The following is a 22,278-nucleotide window of genomic DNA, read 5'->3' as shown; positions in this document are numbered from 1 at the left end:
TGTTGCATTTTATACAGTAGAATTTTGATTTATGGTTGGTTATGATGTAATTCTGAGAATTCTAATGTACGAAATACAATAGATCGTGGATATGAGCGGAATTTCGGCCAATCTGTTGTACAAAATACAATCACCGCTCTATTGGTAGGCTGTCTATGCTCATGCTACACTTTAGCGGGTGCAAAGGGTGCAAAGGGTGCAAAGGGTGCAAAGGGTGCAAAGGGTGCAAAGGGTGCAAAGGGTGCAAAGGGTGCAAAGGGTGCAAAGGGTGCAAAGGGTGCAAAGGGAGCTGACGGTGCCGTCTTCGTAGCGCGCTTCACCTCCTCTTCATCCCCAGATTCTTTTGACAAAAACTGCTGTAACGCTTACCATTCAATATAGAAAGAAAGGAGAGGGTCGCCTTGAATTGGCTCGGATCTTTGCAGCAGTTGGGCAGAGCCATTATGCTTCCTACCATGGTGCTTCCGGCGGCAGCTATCCTGCTGAGTCTGGGCAGCTTACCGTGGTCTGCATGGGGACTTTCTTCGGTATCCGAAGTGACGACGTACGCGGGGCAAGGAATATTCTATTTCATGCCTTATTTGTTTGCTGTCGGTGTGGCGTGGGGGTTGTCCAATCAGGCCGGACCGGCCGGACTGGCCGCACTCGCAGGGATGTTCACTTATGACCGGATTGTGTCCAACATGGGAGACGGGGCTGTACAGCCTGCAACATTAATTGGGATTATCCTTGGGATTGTAGCCGGTGTAGCACATAACCGGTTTAAGAATATCAAGCTGCCGGAGGCGATCCAGTTTTTTGGAGGGTCGCGTTTTGTTTTGCTGTTCATGGGCTTATTCTCGGCGCTGTTCGCCTGGGTCATGCTCGGAGTGTCTCCGCTACTACAGGAGCTGCTTAATGAGCTGTTCAGGGTAGTGCAGGTGACCGGCGGCTATGGAGTGTTTGTCTACGGGGTGCTATACAGGGTGCTGACGGCCTTTGGCCTGCATCATATTCTGAATAATGTGTTCTGGTTCCAACTGGGCTCCTTTACGACGCCTGACGGCAGTGCAGTCGTACAGGGAGATTTGCCGCGCTTTTTTGCCGGTGATCCTACAGCGGGAGTGTTCATGGCCGGGCTGTTCCCGATTATGATGTTCGCCCTGCCCGCAATTGCTTTTGCGATCATTCAGGAAGCGCGCGAGGACCTCAAGCCTAAGATCAAGAAGACTTTTTTGCGTGCAGCTTTGGTGTGCTTTCTGACCGGTGTGTCGGAGCAGATTGAATTTGCCTTCCTGTTCGCGTCGCCGTATTTATTTGCGCTGCATGTGGTCATGTCCGGGCTTGCGATGGTGCTGACCTACTCGCTCGGGATTCATCACGGCTTCTCCTATTCGGCAGGGACTATCGACTTCTTCCTCAACATGCATCTGTCCCAGCGGGCCTGGCTGCTGATTCCGATCGGGATCGGCTATGGTATTGTCTATTATAACGTGTTCCGCTGGGCGATCCGCCGGTTCCAGATTCCTACGCCGGGCCGTGAGGAAGGTTCTGAGCTGGGAGACTGGGCGGGTAATATCCCTTATCAGGCTCCGCTGATTCTGGAGGCGCTGGGCGGCAAGGAGAATATTGTGCAGGTTCAGGCCTGCATCACCCGGCTGAGATTAACGGTGCATAATGATCGCTTCATAGATACAGGGGCGCTTAAGGGCCTTGGCTCCGCAGGCATTATCAAGCTTGGCGGGGGCAACGTGCAGGTCGTCTTCGGTACATATTCGGAGCTGATCCGTGAGGAGATTGACAAGCTGATGCTGCGCGATCTGCCGCAGGTGCTGTTCAGTGCGCCGATCCAGGGGCGGATGATGCCGATTGAAGAGGTGCCGGATCATATTTTTGCCGCGAAGCTGGTCGGGGATGGAGTGGCCTTTGTCCCGGAAAAGGGAGAGCTGGTCTCGCCCGTATTCGGCAAGGTGATGCACGTTTACCCTACGATGCACGCAGTGGGCATTGCTACGCCCGAAGGGCTTGAGGTGCTCATGCATATCGGGATCGACACTTCGCAGCTTAAAGGGCCGTTTGAGGCGCTTGTACAGGAAGGTGACAGCGTGGAGCCGGGGCAGCTGCTGGTCAAGTTTGATCTGGCCTTCTTGAAAGAGCATGCCGCCTCGCTGGCGACACCGATGGTGATTACCAACCCGGACCGGGTCAAATCCTGGAGCTATGCGCCATTCAAAAACGTGAAAAAGGGGCAGTCTTCCGTCATGTCCGTGGTACTACATGAAAGCAATGTTGGAGGGATCGAAGCATGATACAAGGCATAGGCGCCGCAGCAGGTGTTGCCATCGGGAAGGCCTTTGTCCTGCCGAACTGGGAATGGAGTCTGCCGGACACCCAGGTGAATCCGGTGGATCTGGCGAAGGAGTTCGAACGGTTGTACGAAGGCATTCGGACCTCCAAGGACGAAATCGAGTTTATCAAAAAAGAATTCCGCGAGGTCGTCGGACCGGAGGAATCGAGCATTTTTGATGCCCATCTGGCGATCCTGGATGATCCGGTGTTCATGAGCGAAATCCGCGGCATTATCGAACGCCAATACAAGGCAGCCGAGGTGGCGGTCAAGGAGGCGATCGACCACTTCGTGGCGATGTTCGATTTGCTCGACGATGAATATATGAAGGAACGTGCGGTGGATATCAAGGATGTCGGCAACCGTCTGCTGAAGCATCTTCTGGGTGCGCCTGAGGTCACTCTTCCGTCGGATACCCAGCCTTACATCCTGGTAGCGAAGGAGCTGTCCCCCTCACAGCTGGCGCATTTGAATCCGGCGTATGTGCTGGGCATCGTGACGATGATGGGGGGCAAAACCTCGCATTCCTCCATCATGGCCCGTGCGCTCGGCATTCCGCTGGTGGCGGGCCTGGAGAACAAGATCCTGACTCCTATCCAGACGGGGGACATGCTGGTGCTGGATGGGGAGACCGGGGCGGTCATGATTCATCCGGATGAATCCACACTTCTTGACTTCAACACCAGACGCGCTAAGCAGCAGCGGAAGCGGGAGCAATTGGAACTGCTTGCAACCGTCGAAGCGGTGACGAAGGACGGTGTGTCTCTGCGGCTGGCCGGTAATATCAGTTCCGTGAAGGAGCTGAATATGGCGCTGAAATACGGGGCCGAGGGAGTGGGGCTGTTCCGCACAGAGTTTCTGTACATGGACCGCAGTTCTTTTCCGACAGAGGAGGAGCAGTTCGAAGTCTATAAGCTGGTCGCGGAAAAAGTCGGCAAGGAGTCTGTGGTCATCCGCACGCTTGATATCGGGGGAGACAAGCATCTGGATTACTTCCAGCTGCCGGAGGAGCAGAACCCGTTCCTCGGCTACCGGGCCATCCGGATCAGCCTGGACCGCAAGGATATGTTCAAAACCCAGATTACAGCCATTCTGCGGGCCAGTCATTACGGCAATGTGCGGATGATGTTCCCGATGATCTCTTCGGTCGAAGAGGTGCAGGCGGCCAAAGCGGTGCTGAACGAGGTGAAGAGCGAGCTGGACAGCCGGGGAGTACCGTATAACCGCGAGATAAAGGTAGGCATTATGATCGAGGTGCCGGCGGCTGTGATGATCGCTGACCTGCTGGCGGAGGAAGTGGACTTCTTCAGTATCGGTACGAATGATCTGGTGCAGTATGTACTGGCTGTGGACCGGATGAATGAGCAGATTGCCCATATGTATCATCCGTACCATCCGGGAGTGCTGCGCATGATCCGCATGACGGTGGATGCGGCACGCAGCGTAGGCATCGATGTCAGTGTCTGCGGCGAGATGGCCGCAGACGAGCGCTCACTGCCGCTCTGGCTGGAGCTGGGGATCAGTGTGCTGAGCATGTCGCCGCAAGCCTTGCTGAAGGTGAAGCACCGTACGCTGAACACCCTGGCTTCTGAAGCCAGGGAGATTGCGAAGGTTTGCTTCCGCAACCGCACCAGCTCTGAGACAGAGGAGCAGCTTACAGCTTTTGTAGGACGGAGCGGATTCCCGCTGGGCGCCGGCGGAGATTCCAAAGAGAAGACGTCATAGCCTTCTAGCGGCCGAATGTTAACGGCGGAACAAAGACAAGGTGAACAAGAACATTGATATTAAGTCCGGGGTGAGGGTCAAGGGGGCCATACACACCGGGCTTTTTGCTTTGAAAATTACGGGGGAACAAGCCCGCTGTCAAAAAAGTAAAACCGTTTGGGCTGCAGGACAGTCAGTATATACAGAAGTCAAAAAAAGAAAGGGGAGACTAAGCCTGGATGGAGCATACGTGGGAAGGCGAGCAGGTGCGCCACTTGAATGAACAGGAGCAGCTGTTTATCAGCCGGGTACTGGCCCAGAAGAAAATACTCTACAGCATTGCATACAGCTACTTGCGCAGTGAGGCAGAGTCACTTGAGATGGTTCAGGAAACTACATACCGGGCCTGGGTGAAGCGCAGGAGCCTGAAGGACGAGGACCGGTTCGCACCCTGGCTGACCCGGATTCTGATCAACTGCTGCAAGGATGAACTGAAACGGAGGAAGCGGCTGACTGCTCCTGTGCCGGAACAGGCAAGCGCTGGACTGCAGGAGATGACCAGTGACCGTAAGCTGGATATGGAGCAGGCCCTGGAAGCAGTGAAGCCGAAATACCGTCAGGTGCTTGTACTGAAGTACTACCGGGATATGACGCTGACAGAAATTGCCGAGGTGCTGGGCAAGCCGGAAGGAACGGTCAAGACCTGGCTGAACAAGGGGCTTAAGCAGTTGCGCGACAAGATGAAAATCAAAGGGGGGCTATAGCATGGTCAAGACAGAAGAAGAGCTGCTGAAGGAGTACTATCACACTCTGTCGGCAGAAGCGGAGGAAGTTGCAGAGATGAAGCTGAACTCGGCGGTGCGCAGCGGTATAACGCGTTCCCGGAGAAGCTCTATGTCATTAAGGAAGCGTTATGCTCTGGCTACAGCGGCGGCAGTACTTGGGATTGTGCTGTTGTACTCTTTTCCCCGGGCTGGCGAGGTGTTGAAGACACAGGGAGCTGCTCCGGATCAGGCAGCAATATTTCAGAGCTACGGACCCTTTGAAAAGTACATTCCAGCTGTAATGACCACCAACGCCGTATCTTCTGCAATCGAGGCTGGCCTTGTACAGCGCATCACGGGTGTTACTGCGGAGCAGAACGGATTTGTTCTGACTGTAGATGGAATTGCTGCGGATCAGAAGGGGATTATCGTTTTGTATTCATTGCAGAACAAGACTAAAGAGAATGCCAAAGTTGAACTTATGCAGCTTACATCAGCAGCTTTAAACCCATTGAATACTTCCAGGGAACCGGGGAGTTCAATTTCCCCAAATCGTATAACCTACGGTTATGAGGTAAGGCAGTGGGAGAGTGATGATGCAGGCGCTCTTCCCGATCAAATTAAGTTTGAGCTTGAGCTTGGTAAGTACAAGCAGTTCACGCCAGCTTCAGCAGATAGCCCTCTCGCTAAATTTTCTGTAGCTCTTCCGCTGGACAGGGAGCAGATTGCTAAGGCAGGAGAAACCGTACATGTAGACAAAACACTGGAAATAGACGGTCAGAAAATTGAAATTAATGAGGTCTATCTGGCCGCCTCCGGCATTTATCTGGACTATACCTGCGACCCGCTGAACTCCAAACAGATCTTCTCTATGTATAAACCGGGTCTCTTAGCGGGCGGCAGTGGTGATTATACGTATCTGGCTTTACGCGCCGCCAGCTTTACGGACAGTGGGGGCAGACTGATATTTGCGAACGACAGGAGCTCGACACAATCGCTCCAGCTGCAAATCAATGGGATTCTGGCGCTGGATAAGCAGGCAACCCAATTGATTATCGATACCGACAAGCAACAAATTATCAAGGCTCCGGACCACAATCTGCAAATGTCTGTTCACAACACGGAGAGGGGCTCCACGCTGGTGCTGGAATATGATTCTCAGGCACAGACTAACAGTATCTACAATGACTTTAGGCTGGGGCAAACATTTACCGATGGAGCAGGTACGGTTCATTCAGCAGACAAGTTTGAGTTCGATATTCCGCAGCGCACTGAGCCGGAGAATGCGAAGTCAATCCCTCAAATGTACTACCAAGGTCTGGGCAGCAATAAATACCCGCAGCCGCTGACGTTCACCATTAAGGCGTATCCTGCTCTGATCAAAGAGAAGCTGTCCATCCCTATCCGCTAATTCTCCTTTAAAAGCGGAAACAAGCCCTGAACCCTGTCAGACGACAGGGCAGGGCTTGTTGTTTGTATCAGATATCACTACTGCCGGCTATTCACCGGCCAGCGCATCGCAGAACGCTTTGCCGTAAGGCGGCAGGTCCGGCGGGCGGCGTGCGGAGATGATGTGGCCGTCCAGGACGAGCGGCTCGTCCTTCCAGATGGCTCCGGCGTTCTCCATATCGTCACGGATACCCGGTGTGGAGGTGACCGTTACACCTTCAAGAATTTTGGCGGAGATTAAGACCCAGCCGGCATGGCAGATCTGGCCAATCGGCTTCTTCGCAGCATTGAAATCCTGCACCAGCTTCAGCACAGCGCTGTACCGGCGGATTTTGTCGGGGGCCCAGCCTCCGGGAACAAGGATGCCATCATAGTCGGCTGCCTTCAGCTCATCCCAGCTGTATTCAGCAGTGGCCGGAACGCCATATTTGCCGACATACGTCTTCCCCTTCTCAAGGCCGGCCAAATGAACCTCGGCCCCTTCCTCGCGGACGCGGTATACGGGATACCACAGCTCAAGATCTTCAAATTCATCGTCCACCAGCGCAATGACTTTTTTACCTGACAGTCTCACTCTGTACAGCTCCCTTCGTCTCACCTTATTGATATCTATGTCATTCTATCAAAAGAGACACTTGAAGTCACATTTCGATATGGAAAATCCTAAAACTATTGCCAATTAAAACATGATATGCAAACTTGCAGGGATTCAGGGGAATGAGGTCGAATACTAGAAAGGGAAAAGCCAAAACTATGCGTTTTTAAAAGATCATTCTGAGGTGTGGGAGATGTATAAGGAACAATTAATGAAGAAGTCTTGTGGCTGCGGCGGGATCATGACCATACATATGCATACGCTGATTTATAGTGCGAAGATCAAAATTACTCATGTCCCTGTATATACCTGCGGGCAATGCGCCCGCTATGAGCCCTTGCCGGTTATTAAGCGTGACCTGGGTCTGCTGATCCGGGAGCTTGGAGAGCGTCCTGCGGGCAAGCTGCATCTGTCCTTTGCGGACCGCAATGAGTGGGCTAGTGTGCTGAAGGATACGCTTTCTGCGGGCCTGTTTGCCGGCGGATTGCCGGAGCTGGAGGAATCGATCCGCAAGGCTATGCAGAGCCGGATTGATCTGCTGCTGGATGTATACCGCACGGCGGCGGATCTGTCCGACAAGAAATGGATGGAAGAGATCGGCCTGCGGCTCTCCCAGTTGACTGCTCAATCGGTAGAAAATGCCAAATAAAGAGCATTTTTTGACATTTTGAAAAAAAGTCTGCAAAAACAATGAAAAACTTTCAACGAATGTTGGATTTTTCACGCGCTTTTTGATACGATAGAGGAAGCATACAGAATTCTTGAAATTTTAAGGGCTTTCAACTGGAAGCTATTGGAGGATCAGGAATTGGCGGAAGGCGTTAAAGCCGCGCCAGGACTGGCGTTTCAACCTTTGAAAGAAATTTTGAAAGGAAAATGAAGCGTTATCATTGCACAATTGTACAAAGTGTCGTATCATAATTTTAATTAGTCGAACGATAAAATTTATCGCAATGGAGAGAGTAATTTGACGGTAACCATTTACGATGTAGCTCGAGAAGCAGGCGTATCTATGGCTACGGTATCACGGGTTGTGAATAATAACCCCAACGTGAAACCGCAGACCCGGAAGAAGGTTTTTGAAGCGATTGAGCGTTTGGGCTATCGTCCGAATGCTGTGGCGAGAGGTCTCGCCAGCAAGAAAACGACAACCGTAGGGGTTGTTATCCCTGATATCTCAAACTCGATTTTTGCGGAAATTGCACGCGGGATTGAAGATATTGCCAATATGTATCACTACAACATTATTCTCTGTAACGCGGACAAGCGCAAAGAGAAAGAGATTCGTGTCATTAACACACTGCTGGAGAAGCAGGTGGACGGGCTGTTGTTCATGGGCGGAACCGTTACGGAAGAGCATATCCAGGCGTTCCAGACCTCTGCTGTGCCTATCGTACTCTGTGCGACCCGCGATGAGAAGGGAACGTATCCTTCCGTGGATATCGACCACGAGACGGCTGCATTTGATGCAGTGAATACGCTGATCCGCCACGGACACCGTGAGATCGCAATGATTAGCGGCACGCTGCAGGACCCTGCGAACGGTTATGCCCGGTTCCACGGCTACAAGAAGGCGCTGGAAGCGGCAGGTATCGAGTATCAGGAGGATCTGGTACGCATCGGTAACTATCGTTACGAATCCGGTGTCGAAGCCATGAAGTACTTCCTGGGTTTGAAGAAGAAGCCGACAGCTATCTTTGCCGCTACTGATGAGATGGCAATTGGCGCCATTCACAGTATTCAGGATGAAGGTCTCAAGGTGCCGGATGACTTCTCGATTATCAGTGTAGACAACATCCGGATGGCTTCAATGGTTCGTCCGCTCCTCACTACTGTAGCACAGCCGATGTATGATCTCGGTGCTGTGGCGATGAGACTGCTGACGAAGCTGATGAAGAAGGAGACGGTTGAGAATCCGCGGGTTATTTTGCCGCATGAGACCATTCTTCGTCTGTCTGTCAATCATGTCAACAAATAAGATCAGTATGTTTAGCGCGTGAACATAGGTCTCTTAAGAAGCTCCTTCGGGAGCTTTTTATGTTTGCGGGCAGAAAGTTCAAGGGGGATATGAAATGAGCGGAGTGCTGGGTCTGATTGGTGCAATGGATGAAGAAATCAAGCTGCTGCTGGAAGAGATGGAGAATCAGCAGACTATGGTGAAGGCCGGAATTACCTTTTATACAGGGACAGTATTCGGGAAGGCAGCTGTGGTCTGCAAATCAGGGGTAGGGAAGGTGAACGCCGCAGTAACTACACAGATTCTGCTGGACAGCTTCGGCGTAGAGCAGGTGCTGTTCACCGGAGTGGCCGGAGCGCTGCATCCTGAACTGAACATCGGGGATATTGTTATTTCGTCATCCTGCATTCAGCATGATATGGATGTTACAGCCCTCGGTTATGCCAGAGGGGTGATCCCTTATCAGGAGATCTCTGCCTTCCAGGCAGATCCTCTGCTGGTGAAGTTAGCCGAAGAGGCTTGTCAAGAGCTGAAACAGAAGTGTGTAACTGGCATTGTGCTGTCCGGGGATCAATTCATTGCCAGCAGGGCGTCCGTAGCTATGCTGCGTGAGCAGCTGGACGGGGCCTGTGCAGAGATGGAGGGTGCGGCGGTCGCCCAGGTCTGCCATATGAACGGGATACCTTTTGTAATCGTACGCTCAATGTCAGATAAAGCAGACGGCTCAGCCCATGTGAATTACAGTGAATTCACCGTAACCGCCTCGCAGCATTCGCATGCCATTCTGGAGCATATGCTTAAGGCTATGTAGCCTGCTGGCAGGCCGCCTGCATTAATACATAAACCGCTGTCTGAAGCGCACCCGGTCGAAGGTCTCGCGGGAGGACAGCGGTACATCCTGGCCCATGCGGACCATGAGGCAGTTGGCCGGATGCGAACAGATCTCCGGATCATCGGTGGCATACCACACCATATCTACCGTCTTCATCAGCTTCTCCATCATCTGGCGGTACTCCCATACGGTAAGGCCGCTCCCCTTGAGGTCCCAGTGCCAATAATATTCGGTTGTGAATACGATGCAGTTCTCCAGTTGTCCCTCTTCAAAAGCGCTTGAAACCAGCAGCTTCGCAAGTCCGCTTCCGCGATACTCGTCAGCCACTTCGATAGCCCCCAGCTCAATCAGATCTTCCATCCCGCCCTGAGACCATAACTCCAATTCATCCGGATAATGAAAGGTGACATAGCCCACGATAACGCCTGAGACCACTGCTGCCATGATGCGTCCTTCAGGTAAGCCCGATATCTCTATCAAGGCTTCGAGCTGCTCCTGCGGCTTACGGAAGGCGTCCAAATCGCGGTGCATGCTTAAGGTCTGAAGTGTATCGGGGGATAGTGGGCCGCGGACAGAAATCAGTCGGCCTTGATGCTCTATCGTATGGGATACAGGGATTTTATGATGCTCCATGCTTGGGCTCCCCTCCGGTTCACTATAATATGGAATGTAACCGCTTCCTGTGATATACTGATTCCGACACGGAATATTCACATTTAGAGCGTTGACGGAATTAATAGAAGTAGATGGTACCCTTAAAGCTTAAAGCAAACCAGTAGGGGAGGCAAGAGTAATGGGGCAAGTTCAAGGCGAAATTTTGCCGGGCCGGGTGCAGCATTCGAATATGGAGGATTATTCCCGGGCAGTTCATGAATTCCGGTGGGAGGATGTCGAGCGCAGCTTCTCCTGGCATGGGACCGGCAAGGTGAATATGGCACATGAAGCGATAGACCGTCATGTCGAGGAGGGGCGGGGGGCTGCTACGGCACTGATCTACAGCGATGCGGTGCGTGAGGAGCGGTACACCTTCGCCGACTTACGGGAACGGTCGAATAAGTTCGGTAATGTACTACGCAAATATGGAATCGGCAAAGGAGACCGGGTGTTCATCTTCATGCCGCGTACCCCGGAGCTGTATTTCAGCCTGCTCGGCATTCTGAAGACGGGAGCCGTGGCAGGTCCGCTGTTCGAGGCGTTCATGGAGACGGCGGTCAAGGACCGTCTGGAGGATAGCGGAGCCGTGGCACTGGTGACTACACCGGAGCTATTGCACCGGGTGAAGCGGGCGCAGCTTCCAGGACTGCGCCATATCTTTGTAGTCGGAGCCTCTGCTGATGATGATTCCGGGCTGCTGAGCTATGAAACGGAAATGGCTGAAGCGTCCGCCGAGCTGGAACCGGAATGGCTGAGCCTTACGGACGGTCTGATTATGCATTATACCTCCGGTTCCACCGGGAAGCCCAAAGGCATCTACCATGTGCAGAGAGCCATGATCCAGCACTATTATACAGGTAAGGTAGTTCTGGACCTGCGGCCGGACGATGTGTACTGGTGCACTGCCGATCCGGGTTGGGTGACCGGAACCTCTTATGGGATTTTTGCTCCTTGGCTCAATGGGGTAGCGAATGTAGTCCGGGGAGGCCGCTTCAGTCCGCTGGATTGGTATAAGACGATCGAGCGCTTCGGGGTGACGGTATGGTACAGTGCGCCTACGGCGTTCCGCATGCTGATGGGGGCTGGCAAGGAGACGCTGGAGGGGATCGATCTCAGTAGTCTGCGTCATGTGCTGTCTGTAGGCGAGCCGCTGAACCCGGAGGTCGTGCGTTGGGGAGACAAAATCTATCAGCAGCGGATTCACGATACGTGGTGGATGACCGAGACGGGGGCGCAGCTCATTTGCAACTACCCGGGAATGGACATCAAGCCCGGTTCCATGGGGCGGCCGCTGCCGGGGATTGAAGCAGCTATCCTTGATGACCGCGGCAACGTACTGCCGCCGTATTCCATGGGTAATTTGGCCATCCGCACTCCCTGGCCGTCTATGATGGCCAAGGTGTGGAATAACCAGGCTAAATACGATGAATACTTCCGAATTCCCGGATGGTATATCTCGGGGGATTCGGCTTACATGGATGAAGACGGATATTTTTGGTTTCAGGGCCGGATTGATGATGTGATCAATTCCTCCGGGGAGCGGATCGGGCCCTTCGAGGTCGAGAGCAAGCTGGTGGAGCATCCGGCTGTGGCGGAGGCTGGAGTAATCGGCAAGCCGGATGTCATGCGCGGAGAGATCATCAAGGCCTTCATCTCGCTGCGGGAAGGATACAGTCCAACCGCTGAGCTGAAGGAAGAGATCGCGGCATTTGTCAAAGCAGGCCTGTCTGCCCATGCTGCACCGCGTGAAATCGAGTTCAAGGATAAGCTGCCCAAGACCCGGTCCGGTAAAATTATGCGCCGTGTACTGAAAGCCTGGGAGCTGCATCTTCCGGCAGGCGATTTGTCCACCATCGAAGACTAGGCAGCTCCGGAGTGGTGGGATTTATAAAAAAAGCCCGTTCCCCTTATCCCGGGGAACGGGCTTTTGAAGCTTACACTGAAGTCTGTCTGTCCAGCTTAACGTCCGGTATTGCCTGTTGCGTTAGTGGCGGCATTCCCGCCCGTATTCCCGTTGGCATTGCCTGCAGGCTTCCCGCTGTTATTACCCGTGGCATTTCCGCCGCTGTTTCCGCCTAGCGGAATTGAAGTATCCACAGCAGGCGGCTGAACAATGATCATGCCAGGGTCTTCCGTACTGTCCGGGATGATTCCGGCGTCCGGTGTCGGCTCAGCATCCGGCGTCTGTTCTGGAGTAGCCGTAGGCTCCGGTGTCGGCTTAATGCCGCCAGCCACACTGCCGGAAGCAGTCTCATGTCCGGCTACGTCTACGGCAGCCACATAGAAGGTAGCATTAGCGCTTGCCGGAGTACCCGGCTTGAAGACGGTACTCTCTCCAGCCGCAAGAACGGCCTGCTTCTGGAAAGATCCGCCGTTCAAAGAACGGTAGAGGCGGTAGCCCACAACATCCGGCGAACCGCTTGGAGTGAAGGTAACTACAGCTTTACCCGTACTGTAGGAGACCATGACTTCACCGGGAGCACTTGGCCCGTTGCCATCATCGACACGCGGATCGACTTCGGTCGGATAGTCGGTCTTGGCATCCTGCGGCATGTAGTACGATAGTGACTCATGCGACTTCATCGCCGGGAAGGCGGCCCGCAGCTCTTTGACCAGCTCCTGAATCGGCTTCTCGCGCTTGACTACGATCTTCTCCTTCAAGAAATCCTCAGGAGTTCCTTCCAGAGGGATGTAGTTCACCCCGTTATAAGTGATGTATTTGGCATTGGAAATTCCGTCGTCGCTCTCCTTAGGAACAAATTTCGCGTTGAACAGATCCGTTGTGAATCTGTCCGTCAGCTTGGATGGCTTCTTGCCGCTGTATGCCGAGACTGTCGCCTTGACGATACCCTCCGGCTGGGCGAATTCCTTCGTGGTGAACAGCTCGGGACGTTTGTCAATCACTGTATTCATTACCTTGGCCCACAGGGTCTGCGCCTGACGCTTCTGCGTATCCCCCTGAAGGGTATTGACCTGCTCTTTGTAGCCCACCCAAATTCCAAGGGTGACATCCGGGGAATAGCCCATGAACCAGACATCCCCATAGTTCTGGGTAGAGCCGGTTTTGCCGACAATCGGAACTTCCTTGAAATGCTTGTAGCTCCTCTTCACTGTAGTTGCTGTTCCGTCAGTAATTACGGTGCGCAGCATATCCGTCATCAGATAAGCGGTCTGCTTGGAGAAGACCTGCTCCGGGTTAACTTTATGCTGGTAGACGATTTTACCCTGACTGTCCACGATCTTCTCGATCATATAAGCATCATTGAAGGCACCGCCGTTACCGATGGAGGAATAAGCGTTGGTCAGCTCTTCCACGGATACCCCGTAACGCAGCCCCCCGATAACCCCGGTCTGAGCACTATAGTCATTGTCCTGGATGGTAGTAATCCCCAGCTTCTTGGAGAAGGCCCAGGCCTTCTCAATACCCACCTTGTCGTTGAACAGCTTCAAGGCCGGAAGGTTCAGGGATTTGTTCAGGGCATAACGGGCGGTAACGAGACCCTGATAACGGTTGTTGGCGTTCTTGGGAATGTGGTAGCCTTTACCCCCGTCCTTCATGACAATCGGCGCATCATCCAGAATGCCGGCAGGCTGAATGAGCCCTGCATCCAATGCAGGCAGGTACGCTGCAATCGGCTTCATGGTGGAGCCGGGCTGGCGGATCATCTGAGTGGCGTAGTTCATCTGCTCGATGTTGAAATCACGACCTTCAATCATACCGAGAATCGCGCCCGTCTTATTGTTGATCATCATACCGGCCGTCTGTTCCTTGCCTCTGGCTTTGCTGTCCTTGGTGAAATTACTGCTGTCATCCGAGATGCTGTGCATCGCACTGTACACTTTCTTGTCTATGGTGGTGTACACACGGTAGCCGCCGGTCATTAACTGCTGGCGGGCTTCCTCCAGAAGCTGTGCAGAATCGGCAGCAGTGGCCGCCTTGTCTGACGTACCCTGGTTCAGCTTCAACAGGATCTCGGACGCTTTGCGTTCAGTTTCCATCATGAGATAAGGGAAGGTGGCATAGGCCTTCTTGGTATGCGGTGCAAGAGAGCTCTTGATGTCGAAGAGCAGCGCCTCGTCGTACTGGGAAGTGGTAATTTTGTTCTCCTCCAGCATCCGCCGTAAGACCAGCTTCTGGCGGTCCATCGCCCGGCCGAAGGCCGTCTCGTTGAATTCGCCTACGCCGTTGAACGCAGAATACTTGGAGGGGAGCTGCGGCAAGCCGGCGAGATATGCCGCCTGGGCCACGTTCAGCTTCTCCAGATCATCCAGGCCGAAGATGCCTTTGGCGGCAGCCTTGATACCGAATACATTATAGCCGTTGGAACCGTTCCCGAAAGGAACCTTATTTAAATAAGCCGTTAAAATTTCCTGCTTGGACAAGAAGCGTTCCAGCCGCAGGGACAGCAGGATCTCCTTCACCTTACGGTCTTCCGTGCGGTCCAGGTTCAGGAACACGCGCCGTGCAAGCTGCTGGGTAAGGGTGCTGCCCCCGGTCTGAACGGATTCGTTCAGTACCTTTTGCTTGACGGCCCGCAGGGTGCCGCTGAAATCCACCCCTTTATGATTGTAGAAATTATTGTCCTCTATAGCGAGAACGGCATCAATCACAAGCTGCGGAATATCGTTGAATTCAATAAGTCTGCGGTCTTCTTCTGTGCGGAGCTGGCCGATCGGCTGTCCGTCACTGAAATAGGCAAAGCCGGTAATGGCGTTCAGCCCAACCTGCTGCTGGATTAGTTCTTCGGGCCGGACCGGGTCGTCCTTCACTATTGAAGTGACGTAGCCGGCTACAGCGCCGCCGGCGAACAGGCAGCCGAGTATACCGAGTATGAACATCCACTTCACAACTGAACCGAACCTGCGGAGCCAGGATCTGCGCGGTGGACGCTGTTTTGCGGTCTTCTTTTTCTTCTCCTCAACCATCGACGATAATCCTCCTTTTAACGGAACTATTATAGCACAATTTGGCGATTTTGAATGCGCTTCTGCCGGAGAGGATTTTTATAATAACCCCTCAAAGTAGGGACTTCAGCTTGGATGATGACTCAGATACTTTGCGGGGGCCCCAAAACATATAAATTCTTATCATTAAAAAAAGCTCCCGGATAGAAATCCGGGAGCTTTGATCAGATTCCACTGTAAGCGAATCTTAACGGTTGTAGAATTCGCTCAAGTCTAAAACCCCAGCAGTATAGCGGTCTAGCGGTTTTTGATTTCTAGTTAGCCCCAACATTAGCCCCACTCGTAAGACTTTCGCTGAAAGCGGAGACTGCCTTCATCTCAAACTCCTTGAAGGAATGAGAATAGATATTAAGAATCATATCGGGTGTATTGCCTAAGCGGTCGGCGATCGTTTGCACTGGAATACCCTGATTAATTAACAACGTTGCATGCGTGTGTCGAAGTCCGTGAGCGGATATAGGTTTGATATCTACGCCCTGCTTCTTCAGTCTGTCAAATACCCGCTTGAAAGAATAGAACGTTATGTTGCCAGCTACAGGTTGTCCGTCCTGGAACGAAATAAAGATAAAATCATTCATCTTGTCGAGCTTCATCCCATAAGCGAACTTGGTTTCTACACACCATTTTTGATAAGCGGCCAGTTGCTTGATTAGAAGCGCATCAATTGGAACGGTACGGAAACTGCGTCTAGTCTTTGGCGTACGATATCCATGTATATCTCGCGTGGCTTCGATAGTCAAAGTTGATTGCTCAAAATTGATGTTTTTCCATCTGAGCGCCATCGCCTCCCCCTTGCGGATTCCTGAATAAGCAAGAAGCATCAGCATGGTGTAGTTGGTAATGTTTTCTTGCTCAGCTGACTTAAGAAACACATTCAATTCCTGCGCTGTTAACACATTGTCCAGGTCGTCGTTGACCTCAAGATTAATTTTGCTGAAACAAAGGTATTTGACCAACTGGCAGCGGGGAGGTCGTAGATTGAATACTGACGACATCAAAGTTAAAGACCTGGACATAAGAAGAGCGCTGTGGAGAATAGAGAATTTGTTCGAGCGTTACCACACACGTAACTTTATCACCGGCATTGAAGATCAGGACGCTTTCGCCCGGAACATCCGGGAAGCGGTGAACCGGCTAGATGAGCCGGAACGGCTGATTAATTGAAGAAAGGTATATGAAATCAGCCTATGTTCCTGATTTTGTCGTGTACCTACAGAAGCATGATTATCCGATCAGCAAGGACACTTATACAAAGCGCCGGAACAAAGCCATTTTCAAACTGCTGTTTGTTTTTGAGGCGTTAAGCCATGTGAATATATCGGAGCTGCTCAAGCGGCAGAAAGGTGACCTTTCTTTCGTGATATATTGATAGCGTAGTAATTTAACGAGGCGGCATACCGTTTTCAATTAAAACAGGAAGCATCAAACGATGGGGGACTGAAAAGCAGTAATTTTTCATAATTAGGGTTAACACCTAGAAAGGTCATTGCATAGTATATCTCGAAAGCAAAATATTTCCAAGGGAGAGAAAATAGTATGCAAAGTTATGGACTTCAAAGTCAACAAAATGGAAGGAGAGTGCCGCCGCACTTCATGAATCCAAATCAAGTATCTTCATATATTTACCAAGCGGTCGACTTTACAATGATTAGCGGACAAAGGGTATGTAATGCATTTATTATTTATGTATCTCCAGAAGTAGATCCTCAGAATTCCACTTACGGAGATTTCACATACTTAATTTATAACGGTGGCTTTGTAATGATTAGCAACAACGCTGCGAATATTTCTCAGATAGGACCAAGAGGTTCTATCTGTAGATAGTATAAGATAATGATCAGAGCAGGGTCGCTGAAAAGCGGCTCTTTTTGTTTGCCAAAATGAATTAATGAGGTGATGATATGAACGAGTCCAGCCGATCCGGGGCATGGAGATCATTGTCCAAATTCAGAACTACCTGAAGGTGACCAGCTTACGGAATTACATCTTCTTCAGCATGGGCATTCATAGCGGGCTGCACGTCTCTGACCTGCTGCAGCTCAAGGTTGGGGCGGTAAATCCAAAAATGAAATTAGCGACCTGGATGCCCAGATAGCAGCATTACAAAAATAAAAACTGTTTAACTCTCAAATATGGTACTATATACCTAACATTTATTTTAATTGGGGGTTCGTTATGCTTTACTTTCTCTGCTTTATTCCGCCACTTGCTGTTCTTTTCTGCAAAAAACCCGGATCGTTCATACTGAATATTATTTTATGCATTGCTGGCTATGTACCAGGAGTGATTCATGCTTTATTTATTGTTAACAGTTATAAAGCGGATCAACGGAATAAGGAACTGATTAGAGCTATTGAGCGCGGAAGGATTTAAAAATAACTTATCCATTTACGGAGTCTCGCCAAACTGGCGGGGCTTTTTGTATCTCAAAAATTAATGAAGAACCTGTGCCTCCAAGCTCATTAATTAAGTTAGTCAGTTATCAGTTGTTGGAGATATGCAGCAATCAATGAAAATTTGGCCGTATGTTGTGAAGCTCCAAACTCCCTTTATAAAATCAATTGTATAGTCTTAGAGATCAGGGTTTTTTCAGTATCTTTAAGGTAAGTTGAGCCTTGGTGCCGCGTTTAAACTGTATCTTATTCGCCACGCCTATCCCTCCTTAAAATGTACCGCCGTCAATGACTGCCGTCCGCGCTGTAATCGCCTGCGCCACTCGCAAAGGCGACATATCTGTAGTGTTATCGGTGCCAGCTTCCGCCTGGGCTTGTGTGCCTATGGTCCATTGGATGTTGGAGAACCGGGCTATATCACGAATACCAGGGAACTGGTAATCGGCAACGGGACGAGAGTCAATACGCCCGTGGTTACAGCCACATCAGCGGATATCACCTACTATGTCCGTACAGACGGCAAAGACGCCAATACGGGGTTTGCTAATACGGCGGGCGGGGCATTTAAAACTATTGCAAAAGCTGTAAGTATGATTCCGATCGTTAAATCCGGCTGTTTACGCTACGGTAAATAGCGATGTGTTAGTACAAAGCTGTACACCTATTTACGTTTGCCGCGGTGGCTGCGTTTTGTGGTTCCTTTTTTGTTTGTCTCCTTTGTGGCTTTCCTTAGAAGGACTAGCGCTGCTTCAACCCGAGCAAAGAATAAATACAATTCAGCGAATTATGATCGGCTCTATCCATTTGTTCCAAAAGGTCAAAAAGCAGTGTTTATGAGGAAGCAGCTAAGGCTGCCGGTATGAGTTTGAACGATTACATCATTACAGCCATAGAAGAGAAGATGAAGCGAGATAAGGAAGAGCCGCCGCAGGGATAACCTGGACGGCTCTTTTGCTGTTCAGGCAAATTTGCCTGACCTCAGAACCTCAGCATGTCGTACGGCTTGTGCTTGATTATCAGCACCGGCCTACCGTGCGACTCCTCAGCCTCTTCGCAGCGGACGATACCTGCATATTGGTACAAGGCAATAGCATAAGGGATACTGATGGAGTGCCTTTGTGCTACCTCTGCGGCCTGCTGCGGATCGAGAACCGGATTGTCAGTGGCATAGATCGATTATTTAGAGTGCTTGAATTGAATGGGCGATGTATGATCCAGAACATGCAGAATTTATCGAATTAGAAGGATGAATTATAAAAAAAGCCGTATGGAAATCCTCCATGCGGCTCTTTTCATGATCTAATATACACGTTATTAGCGTCTACCCACATAATGATTAGCCCCACTTCGGTGCATTTTATTGCATTATCCTGCCGTATGTCTCTGAACGAAAAAACCCCGGAAGCCCAGTGTTATAGGGCTTTCGGGGTTTAATAAAGACTTGTTTGCGATCAACCGCTATTAACGGTTGTAGAATTCGACGATTTGCTTCTCATCGATATCCTGGGACAGCTCGGCACGTTCTGGCAGACGAAGGAATTTACCTTCGAATGATCCGTCAGCATATTCCAGGTAGCCTGGAAGGTGGGAGCGGTTGTCGAGAGCTTCTTTGATCGAAGTCATAGCGCGGCTTCTTTCGCGAAGTCCGATAACGTCGCCAATGCTTACACGGTAAGAAGCGATGTCGACTTTTTTGCCGTTAACGGTTACGTGGCCGTGGGATACCAACTGGCGTGCGCCTGCACGGGAGTTAGCGAATCCAAGACGGTAAACCAGGTTGTCCAGGCGGCTTTCGAGCAGGAACATGAAGTTTTCGCCCGCAATACCCTGGAGCTTTTGTGCCTTAGTGAAAAGAGTTTTAAACTGCTTTTCGCCCAGGCCGTACATGTGGCGCAGTTTTTGTTTTTCCAAAAGCTGCATTCCGTAGTTACTTACTTTTCTGCGTTGGTTAGCGCCGTGCTGTCCTGGTGGGAAAGGGCGTTTCAGGTCTTTGCCTGTACCGCTAAGGGAAATGCCCAGACGGCGGCTGAGTTTGAATTTAGGTCCGGTGTAACGTGCCATATTATAGTAGACTCCTTTTAATGAAAAAATTTATTGTAGGGCCTATTTGCGCCGCAATTCGTATCCGTGAAAGCGTTAAATGGTTTCACACTGCCGAGGGAAGTTCAGCCGCTGCCCTGGCAGTAACGAAATGCGTAGAGGGTGACACAACGTTACGCCCAATAAGACTTATTACAGTCTTGTTCAACAATAAATATTATATGAAAATGACAGGCAAAGTCAAGCGCAACTTGAAAGAGTTTTTGTCTTTCTTTGTCGTTAGTTCTTTGGTCCTAAAAAAAAACCCGGTTTTGCGGAAAATATAATGCAATACCTCAAGAAAGGGAGTAAAATATAACTAATTGGATGTTATCGGAAAACTGTGATTTCAAAATATCCTGACTATATTTACGCTGGATTGGTAATGTCTCTATTATAAAATCTGGGGGCTACTCCGGTCTGGCCTGATTGAAGATGCAAAGGAGGTCCTCTTTATGTCAGAGCAGGAGGCATACGGCCATAGGGATCGGGACGGCCGTATGCTGTTACAGGACATGAGGCAATCCGGCGGAGAGTATGAAGATCCCGCCGCCTGGCTGAAGGAGACGGATATCGTGTCTCACGATTTTCCCTACGCCGCCAGCTTGATTGCCGAGAGTTTCAGGGAATGGCAAGGACAGGGAGTCCCCTCCTTCGCGAAGACCTGGAGCTGGTGTGTGCTGAATTATGAAGGTGATTGGATTGAGCCCGGCTCTGAATTCCGGCAGGGGCGCTGGAGAGCAGAGTGGGAAGAAGCGGCGGGAATCTGCCTGCAGACAGGCGGGATGTATGCTGCCGAGGTTCTGGAGGAAGGACAAGCCTATTCACTTCTGGCTTTGCCGGTATTTACGCGCGGGCACCGGGAAATATTTGCTGTGCTTGGCTGCAGAATGCCTGCGGAGCAGTATGAGTCGGGAGGGAAGCATACGGCTGAAGCCATGTCGATGCATTTCCAGACCTGCTTTTATCACCGGTTTGAGCATGTGTTTGTCTCGGATCTTGCGGGGATTCATCTGCATGCCGAGCGTGAGGGCAGCCGCCGTTCGCTGCTTTTTCAGATTGTCCAGCGTATGCATGACAACATCGATGTAGACGCCGTGCTGACGGAAGTCATTGACAGTATCGCTGCGATGTACCCGGGAGCGCGGCTTGATTTGTTCATGTCCCAGGACCATCGCAGCACGCATCCTCAGGTCAAGCCGCTTCCGCTGACATGGGCAGATAATGATGTCTGTGCACGGGCCTTCAAGGATGGGCGGGTTACGCTTCATACCGGGAGGGAAGAGAACGGGAATGTAGAGGTAGGGCTTCCGCTCGGCGGCAAGCAGGGGGTATACGGTGTGTTTCATATGATTATGGACAAGGCGTCCTTCCATGAGCTGGATCTTAGCTTCCTGACCATGGTCGCGGATACCGCTGGTACAGCCTTCGAGAATGCGAAGCTGTATGAACGCTCCAATCAGCTGATCAGGGAGCTGCGCATGAGCAATGAGCTTACGCAGCGGCTGAATCAGAGTCTCAGGCTCGGCGATATTTTCCAGTTTGCTTTTGAAGAGCTGCTAGCTATGTTCGAGGCGGATTATTGCTGTATTCTCCATATGAATGAAGAACGCGGCGGGCTTGAGGTAATAGCCTGCAATTATCTGCCGCTGCTGCGTGAAATATTGGATGGCAATATGGGACTCGGCAGTAAGGTTTACGCTACGGGAGAGCCGCTGCTGCTCTCCGATTACAAATATGCTGCGGGGCAGACCTCGACGCTGATGGATGCTACCGGCTCACAGTCGCTGATCGCTACTCCGCTGAATGTGGGCGGGGAGGTGCGGGGAGCCATTATGCTGGCGCATAAGCAGGCCCACTTCTTCTCCTATGACAGCTACAGGCTGCTGCAGGCGATGGCCGGTCATATCGGGCTGGCTGTCGGAAATGCGAGGCTTCATGCCGAGGTGCGCCGCCTGGCGAACCGGGATACGCTGACCGGACTCTTCGCCCGTCACTATCTGGATGAAGAGATTAAGCAGCGGCAGTCGAGTGATTTTTGCGGAACCCTGATTGTGGTCGACATTGACCAGTTCAAGATGGTGAACGACACCTATGGACATCAGAAGGGGGACAAAATCCTGAAGCAGGTCAGCGACATCGTGAAGACCTCGATACGTCAGGGGGATGTCGCCGCCAGATGGGGCGGGGAAGAGCTTGCGGTCTATCTGCCTCAGCTTGGAGTGCAGCAGGCTGTATTCGTAGGGGAACGTATCCGCAAGCGTGTGATGGGAGAGACGGAGCCGCGTGTGACCGTGTCCTGCGGGGTCGCCGAGTGGAGCTGGACCGATGACCGGGTCAGTGTCGAATCTCTCTTTTACCGGGCGGACATGGCGCTCTACGAAGCCAAGAACAACGGGCGCAACCAGGTAGTGATCGATAACAAAACCACAGAGAAATAATTCGAAGAATCCTTGGGCTTAGTCCTTAAGGATTTTTCTTTTTGAATAGACATCGAAACTTAAGCGTCACTTTGTGGGGGGGGGGGAGTCATCCGGCGTATAAGCCCAGCATTCAGGGA

General features: G+C 51.5%; 18 protein-coding genes. 13 read left to right on the top strand and 5 right to left on the bottom strand.

Features of this window, described 5'->3' with window-relative positions:
- Positions 1-401 precede the first annotated feature (401 nt).
- The 4 genes from MKX42_RS20400 (at position 402) to MKX42_RS20385 (ending at position 6,205) form a co-directional block, all read left to right on the top strand.
- Positions 402-2,288 carry a glucose PTS transporter subunit IIA gene (locus tag MKX42_RS20400; protein WP_036729487.1) on the top strand — a complete coding sequence of 629 codons (1,887 nt, stop codon included), beginning with the start codon at positions 402-404 and terminating at the stop codon, positions 2,286-2,288.
- Positions 2,285-4,051 carry a phosphoenolpyruvate--protein phosphotransferase gene (gene ptsP / locus MKX42_RS20395; protein WP_340754098.1) on the top strand — a complete coding sequence of 589 codons (1,767 nt, stop codon included), beginning with the start codon at positions 2,285-2,287 and terminating at the stop codon, positions 4,049-4,051. Before MKX42_RS20400 ends, ptsP begins: the two co-directional genes overlap by 4 nt.
- A gap of 218 nt (positions 4,052-4,269) precedes the next feature.
- Positions 4,270-4,794: a sigma-70 family RNA polymerase sigma factor gene (locus MKX42_RS20390; RefSeq protein WP_340754097.1), complete on the top strand. Its 525-nt coding sequence runs from the start codon at positions 4,270-4,272 to the stop codon at positions 4,792-4,794.
- A gap of 1 nt (position 4,795) precedes the next feature.
- Complete coding sequence (locus MKX42_RS20385; RefSeq protein WP_340754096.1) at positions 4,796-6,205, top strand: DUF4179 domain-containing protein; 1,410 nt, start codon at positions 4,796-4,798, stop codon at positions 6,203-6,205.
- An 87-nt stretch (positions 6,206-6,292) separates the two neighbouring features.
- On the opposite strand, the gene MKX42_RS20380 is transcribed toward MKX42_RS20385, so the two are convergent.
- Positions 6,293-6,817, bottom strand: coding sequence for a type 1 glutamine amidotransferase domain-containing protein (locus MKX42_RS20380; RefSeq protein ID WP_340754095.1), 525 nt, complete (start codon positions 6,815-6,817; stop codon positions 6,293-6,295).
- Positions 6,818-7,049: 232 nt separating this feature from the next.
- On the opposite strand from MKX42_RS20380, the gene MKX42_RS20375 reads away from it, so the two are divergent.
- From MKX42_RS20375 to MKX42_RS20365, 3 genes are all read left to right on the top strand, one after another.
- The gene (locus MKX42_RS20375; RefSeq protein WP_340754094.1) at positions 7,050-7,487 is read left to right on the top strand and encodes a hypothetical protein; all 438 of its coding nucleotides are present in this window, start codon (positions 7,050-7,052) and stop codon (positions 7,485-7,487) included.
- 318 nt (positions 7,488-7,805) lie between these two features.
- Positions 7,806-8,816: a catabolite control protein A gene (gene ccpA, locus MKX42_RS20370; RefSeq protein ID WP_036695017.1), complete on the top strand. Its 1,011-nt coding sequence runs from the start codon at positions 7,806-7,808 to the stop codon at positions 8,814-8,816.
- Between the two features lie 94 nt (positions 8,817-8,910).
- The gene (locus tag MKX42_RS20365) at positions 8,911-9,606 is read left to right on the top strand and encodes a 5'-methylthioadenosine/adenosylhomocysteine nucleosidase (protein WP_340754093.1); all 696 of its coding nucleotides are present in this window, start codon (positions 8,911-8,913) and stop codon (positions 9,604-9,606) included.
- Positions 9,607-9,627: 21 nt separating this feature from the next.
- On the opposite strand, the gene MKX42_RS20360 is transcribed toward MKX42_RS20365, so the two are convergent.
- Entirely contained in the window at positions 9,628-10,260 is a 633-nt protein-coding gene (locus MKX42_RS20360; RefSeq protein ID WP_340754092.1) for a GNAT family N-acetyltransferase, read from the bottom strand.
- A gap of 160 nt (positions 10,261-10,420) precedes the next feature.
- On the opposite strand from MKX42_RS20360, the gene acsA reads away from it, so the two are divergent.
- Positions 10,421-12,145: an acetate--CoA ligase gene (acsA, locus tag MKX42_RS20355; RefSeq protein ID WP_340754090.1), complete on the top strand. Its 1,725-nt coding sequence runs from the start codon at positions 10,421-10,423 to the stop codon at positions 12,143-12,145.
- A 95-nt stretch (positions 12,146-12,240) separates the two neighbouring features.
- Here the strand turns inward: acsA and MKX42_RS20350 are convergent, their stop codons facing one another.
- The gene (locus MKX42_RS20350; RefSeq protein ID WP_340754089.1) at positions 12,241-15,207 is read right to left on the bottom strand and encodes a transglycosylase domain-containing protein; all 2,967 of its coding nucleotides are present in this window, start codon (positions 15,205-15,207) and stop codon (positions 12,241-12,243) included.
- 293 nt (positions 15,208-15,500) lie between these two features.
- Positions 15,501-16,241 carry a site-specific integrase gene (locus MKX42_RS20345; protein WP_340754088.1) on the bottom strand — a complete coding sequence of 247 codons (741 nt, stop codon included), beginning with the start codon at positions 16,239-16,241 and terminating at the stop codon, positions 15,501-15,503.
- Between MKX42_RS20345 and MKX42_RS20340 the strand changes: the two genes are divergently transcribed.
- The 4 genes from MKX42_RS20340 (at position 16,225) to MKX42_RS20325 (ending at position 18,274) form a co-directional block, all read left to right on the top strand.
- Positions 16,225-16,410, top strand: coding sequence for a hypothetical protein (locus MKX42_RS20340; protein ID WP_340754087.1), 186 nt, complete (start codon positions 16,225-16,227; stop codon positions 16,408-16,410). The two genes, MKX42_RS20345 and MKX42_RS20340, sit on opposite strands and share 17 nt — an antisense overlap.
- Positions 16,411-17,173: 763 nt before the next feature.
- Positions 17,174-17,341 carry a hypothetical protein gene (locus tag MKX42_RS20335; protein ID WP_445669334.1) on the top strand — a complete coding sequence of 56 codons (168 nt, stop codon included), beginning with the start codon at positions 17,174-17,176 and terminating at the stop codon, positions 17,339-17,341.
- 80 nt (positions 17,342-17,421) lie between these two features.
- Positions 17,422-17,619, top strand: a complete 198-nt coding sequence (locus MKX42_RS20330; RefSeq protein ID WP_340754086.1) for a YqaE/Pmp3 family membrane protein — start codon at positions 17,422-17,424, stop codon at positions 17,617-17,619.
- A 412-nt stretch (positions 17,620-18,031) separates the two neighbouring features.
- Positions 18,032-18,274 (top strand): hypothetical protein, encoded by a 243-nt coding sequence (locus MKX42_RS20325; protein WP_340754085.1) that lies wholly within the window; start codon positions 18,032-18,034, stop codon positions 18,272-18,274.
- 826 nt (positions 18,275-19,100) lie between these two features.
- On the opposite strand, the gene rpsD is transcribed toward MKX42_RS20325, so the two are convergent.
- Positions 19,101-19,700: a 30S ribosomal protein S4 gene (gene rpsD, locus MKX42_RS20320; protein ID WP_340754084.1), complete on the bottom strand. Its 600-nt coding sequence runs from the start codon at positions 19,698-19,700 to the stop codon at positions 19,101-19,103.
- A gap of 473 nt (positions 19,701-20,173) precedes the next feature.
- Between rpsD and MKX42_RS20315 the strand changes: the two genes are divergently transcribed.
- Positions 20,174-22,159 (top strand): sensor domain-containing diguanylate cyclase, encoded by a 1,986-nt coding sequence (locus MKX42_RS20315; RefSeq protein WP_340754083.1) that lies wholly within the window; start codon positions 20,174-20,176, stop codon positions 22,157-22,159.
- The last annotated feature ends 119 nt before the right edge of the window (positions 22,160-22,278 follow it).

It is taken from the genome of Paenibacillus sp. FSL R7-0204 (genome assembly GCF_038002225.1).
Taxonomy (GTDB): Bacteria; Bacillota; Bacilli; order Paenibacillales; family Paenibacillaceae; genus Paenibacillus_AQ.
This window is presented reverse-complemented; position numbering and strand designations above follow the sequence as displayed.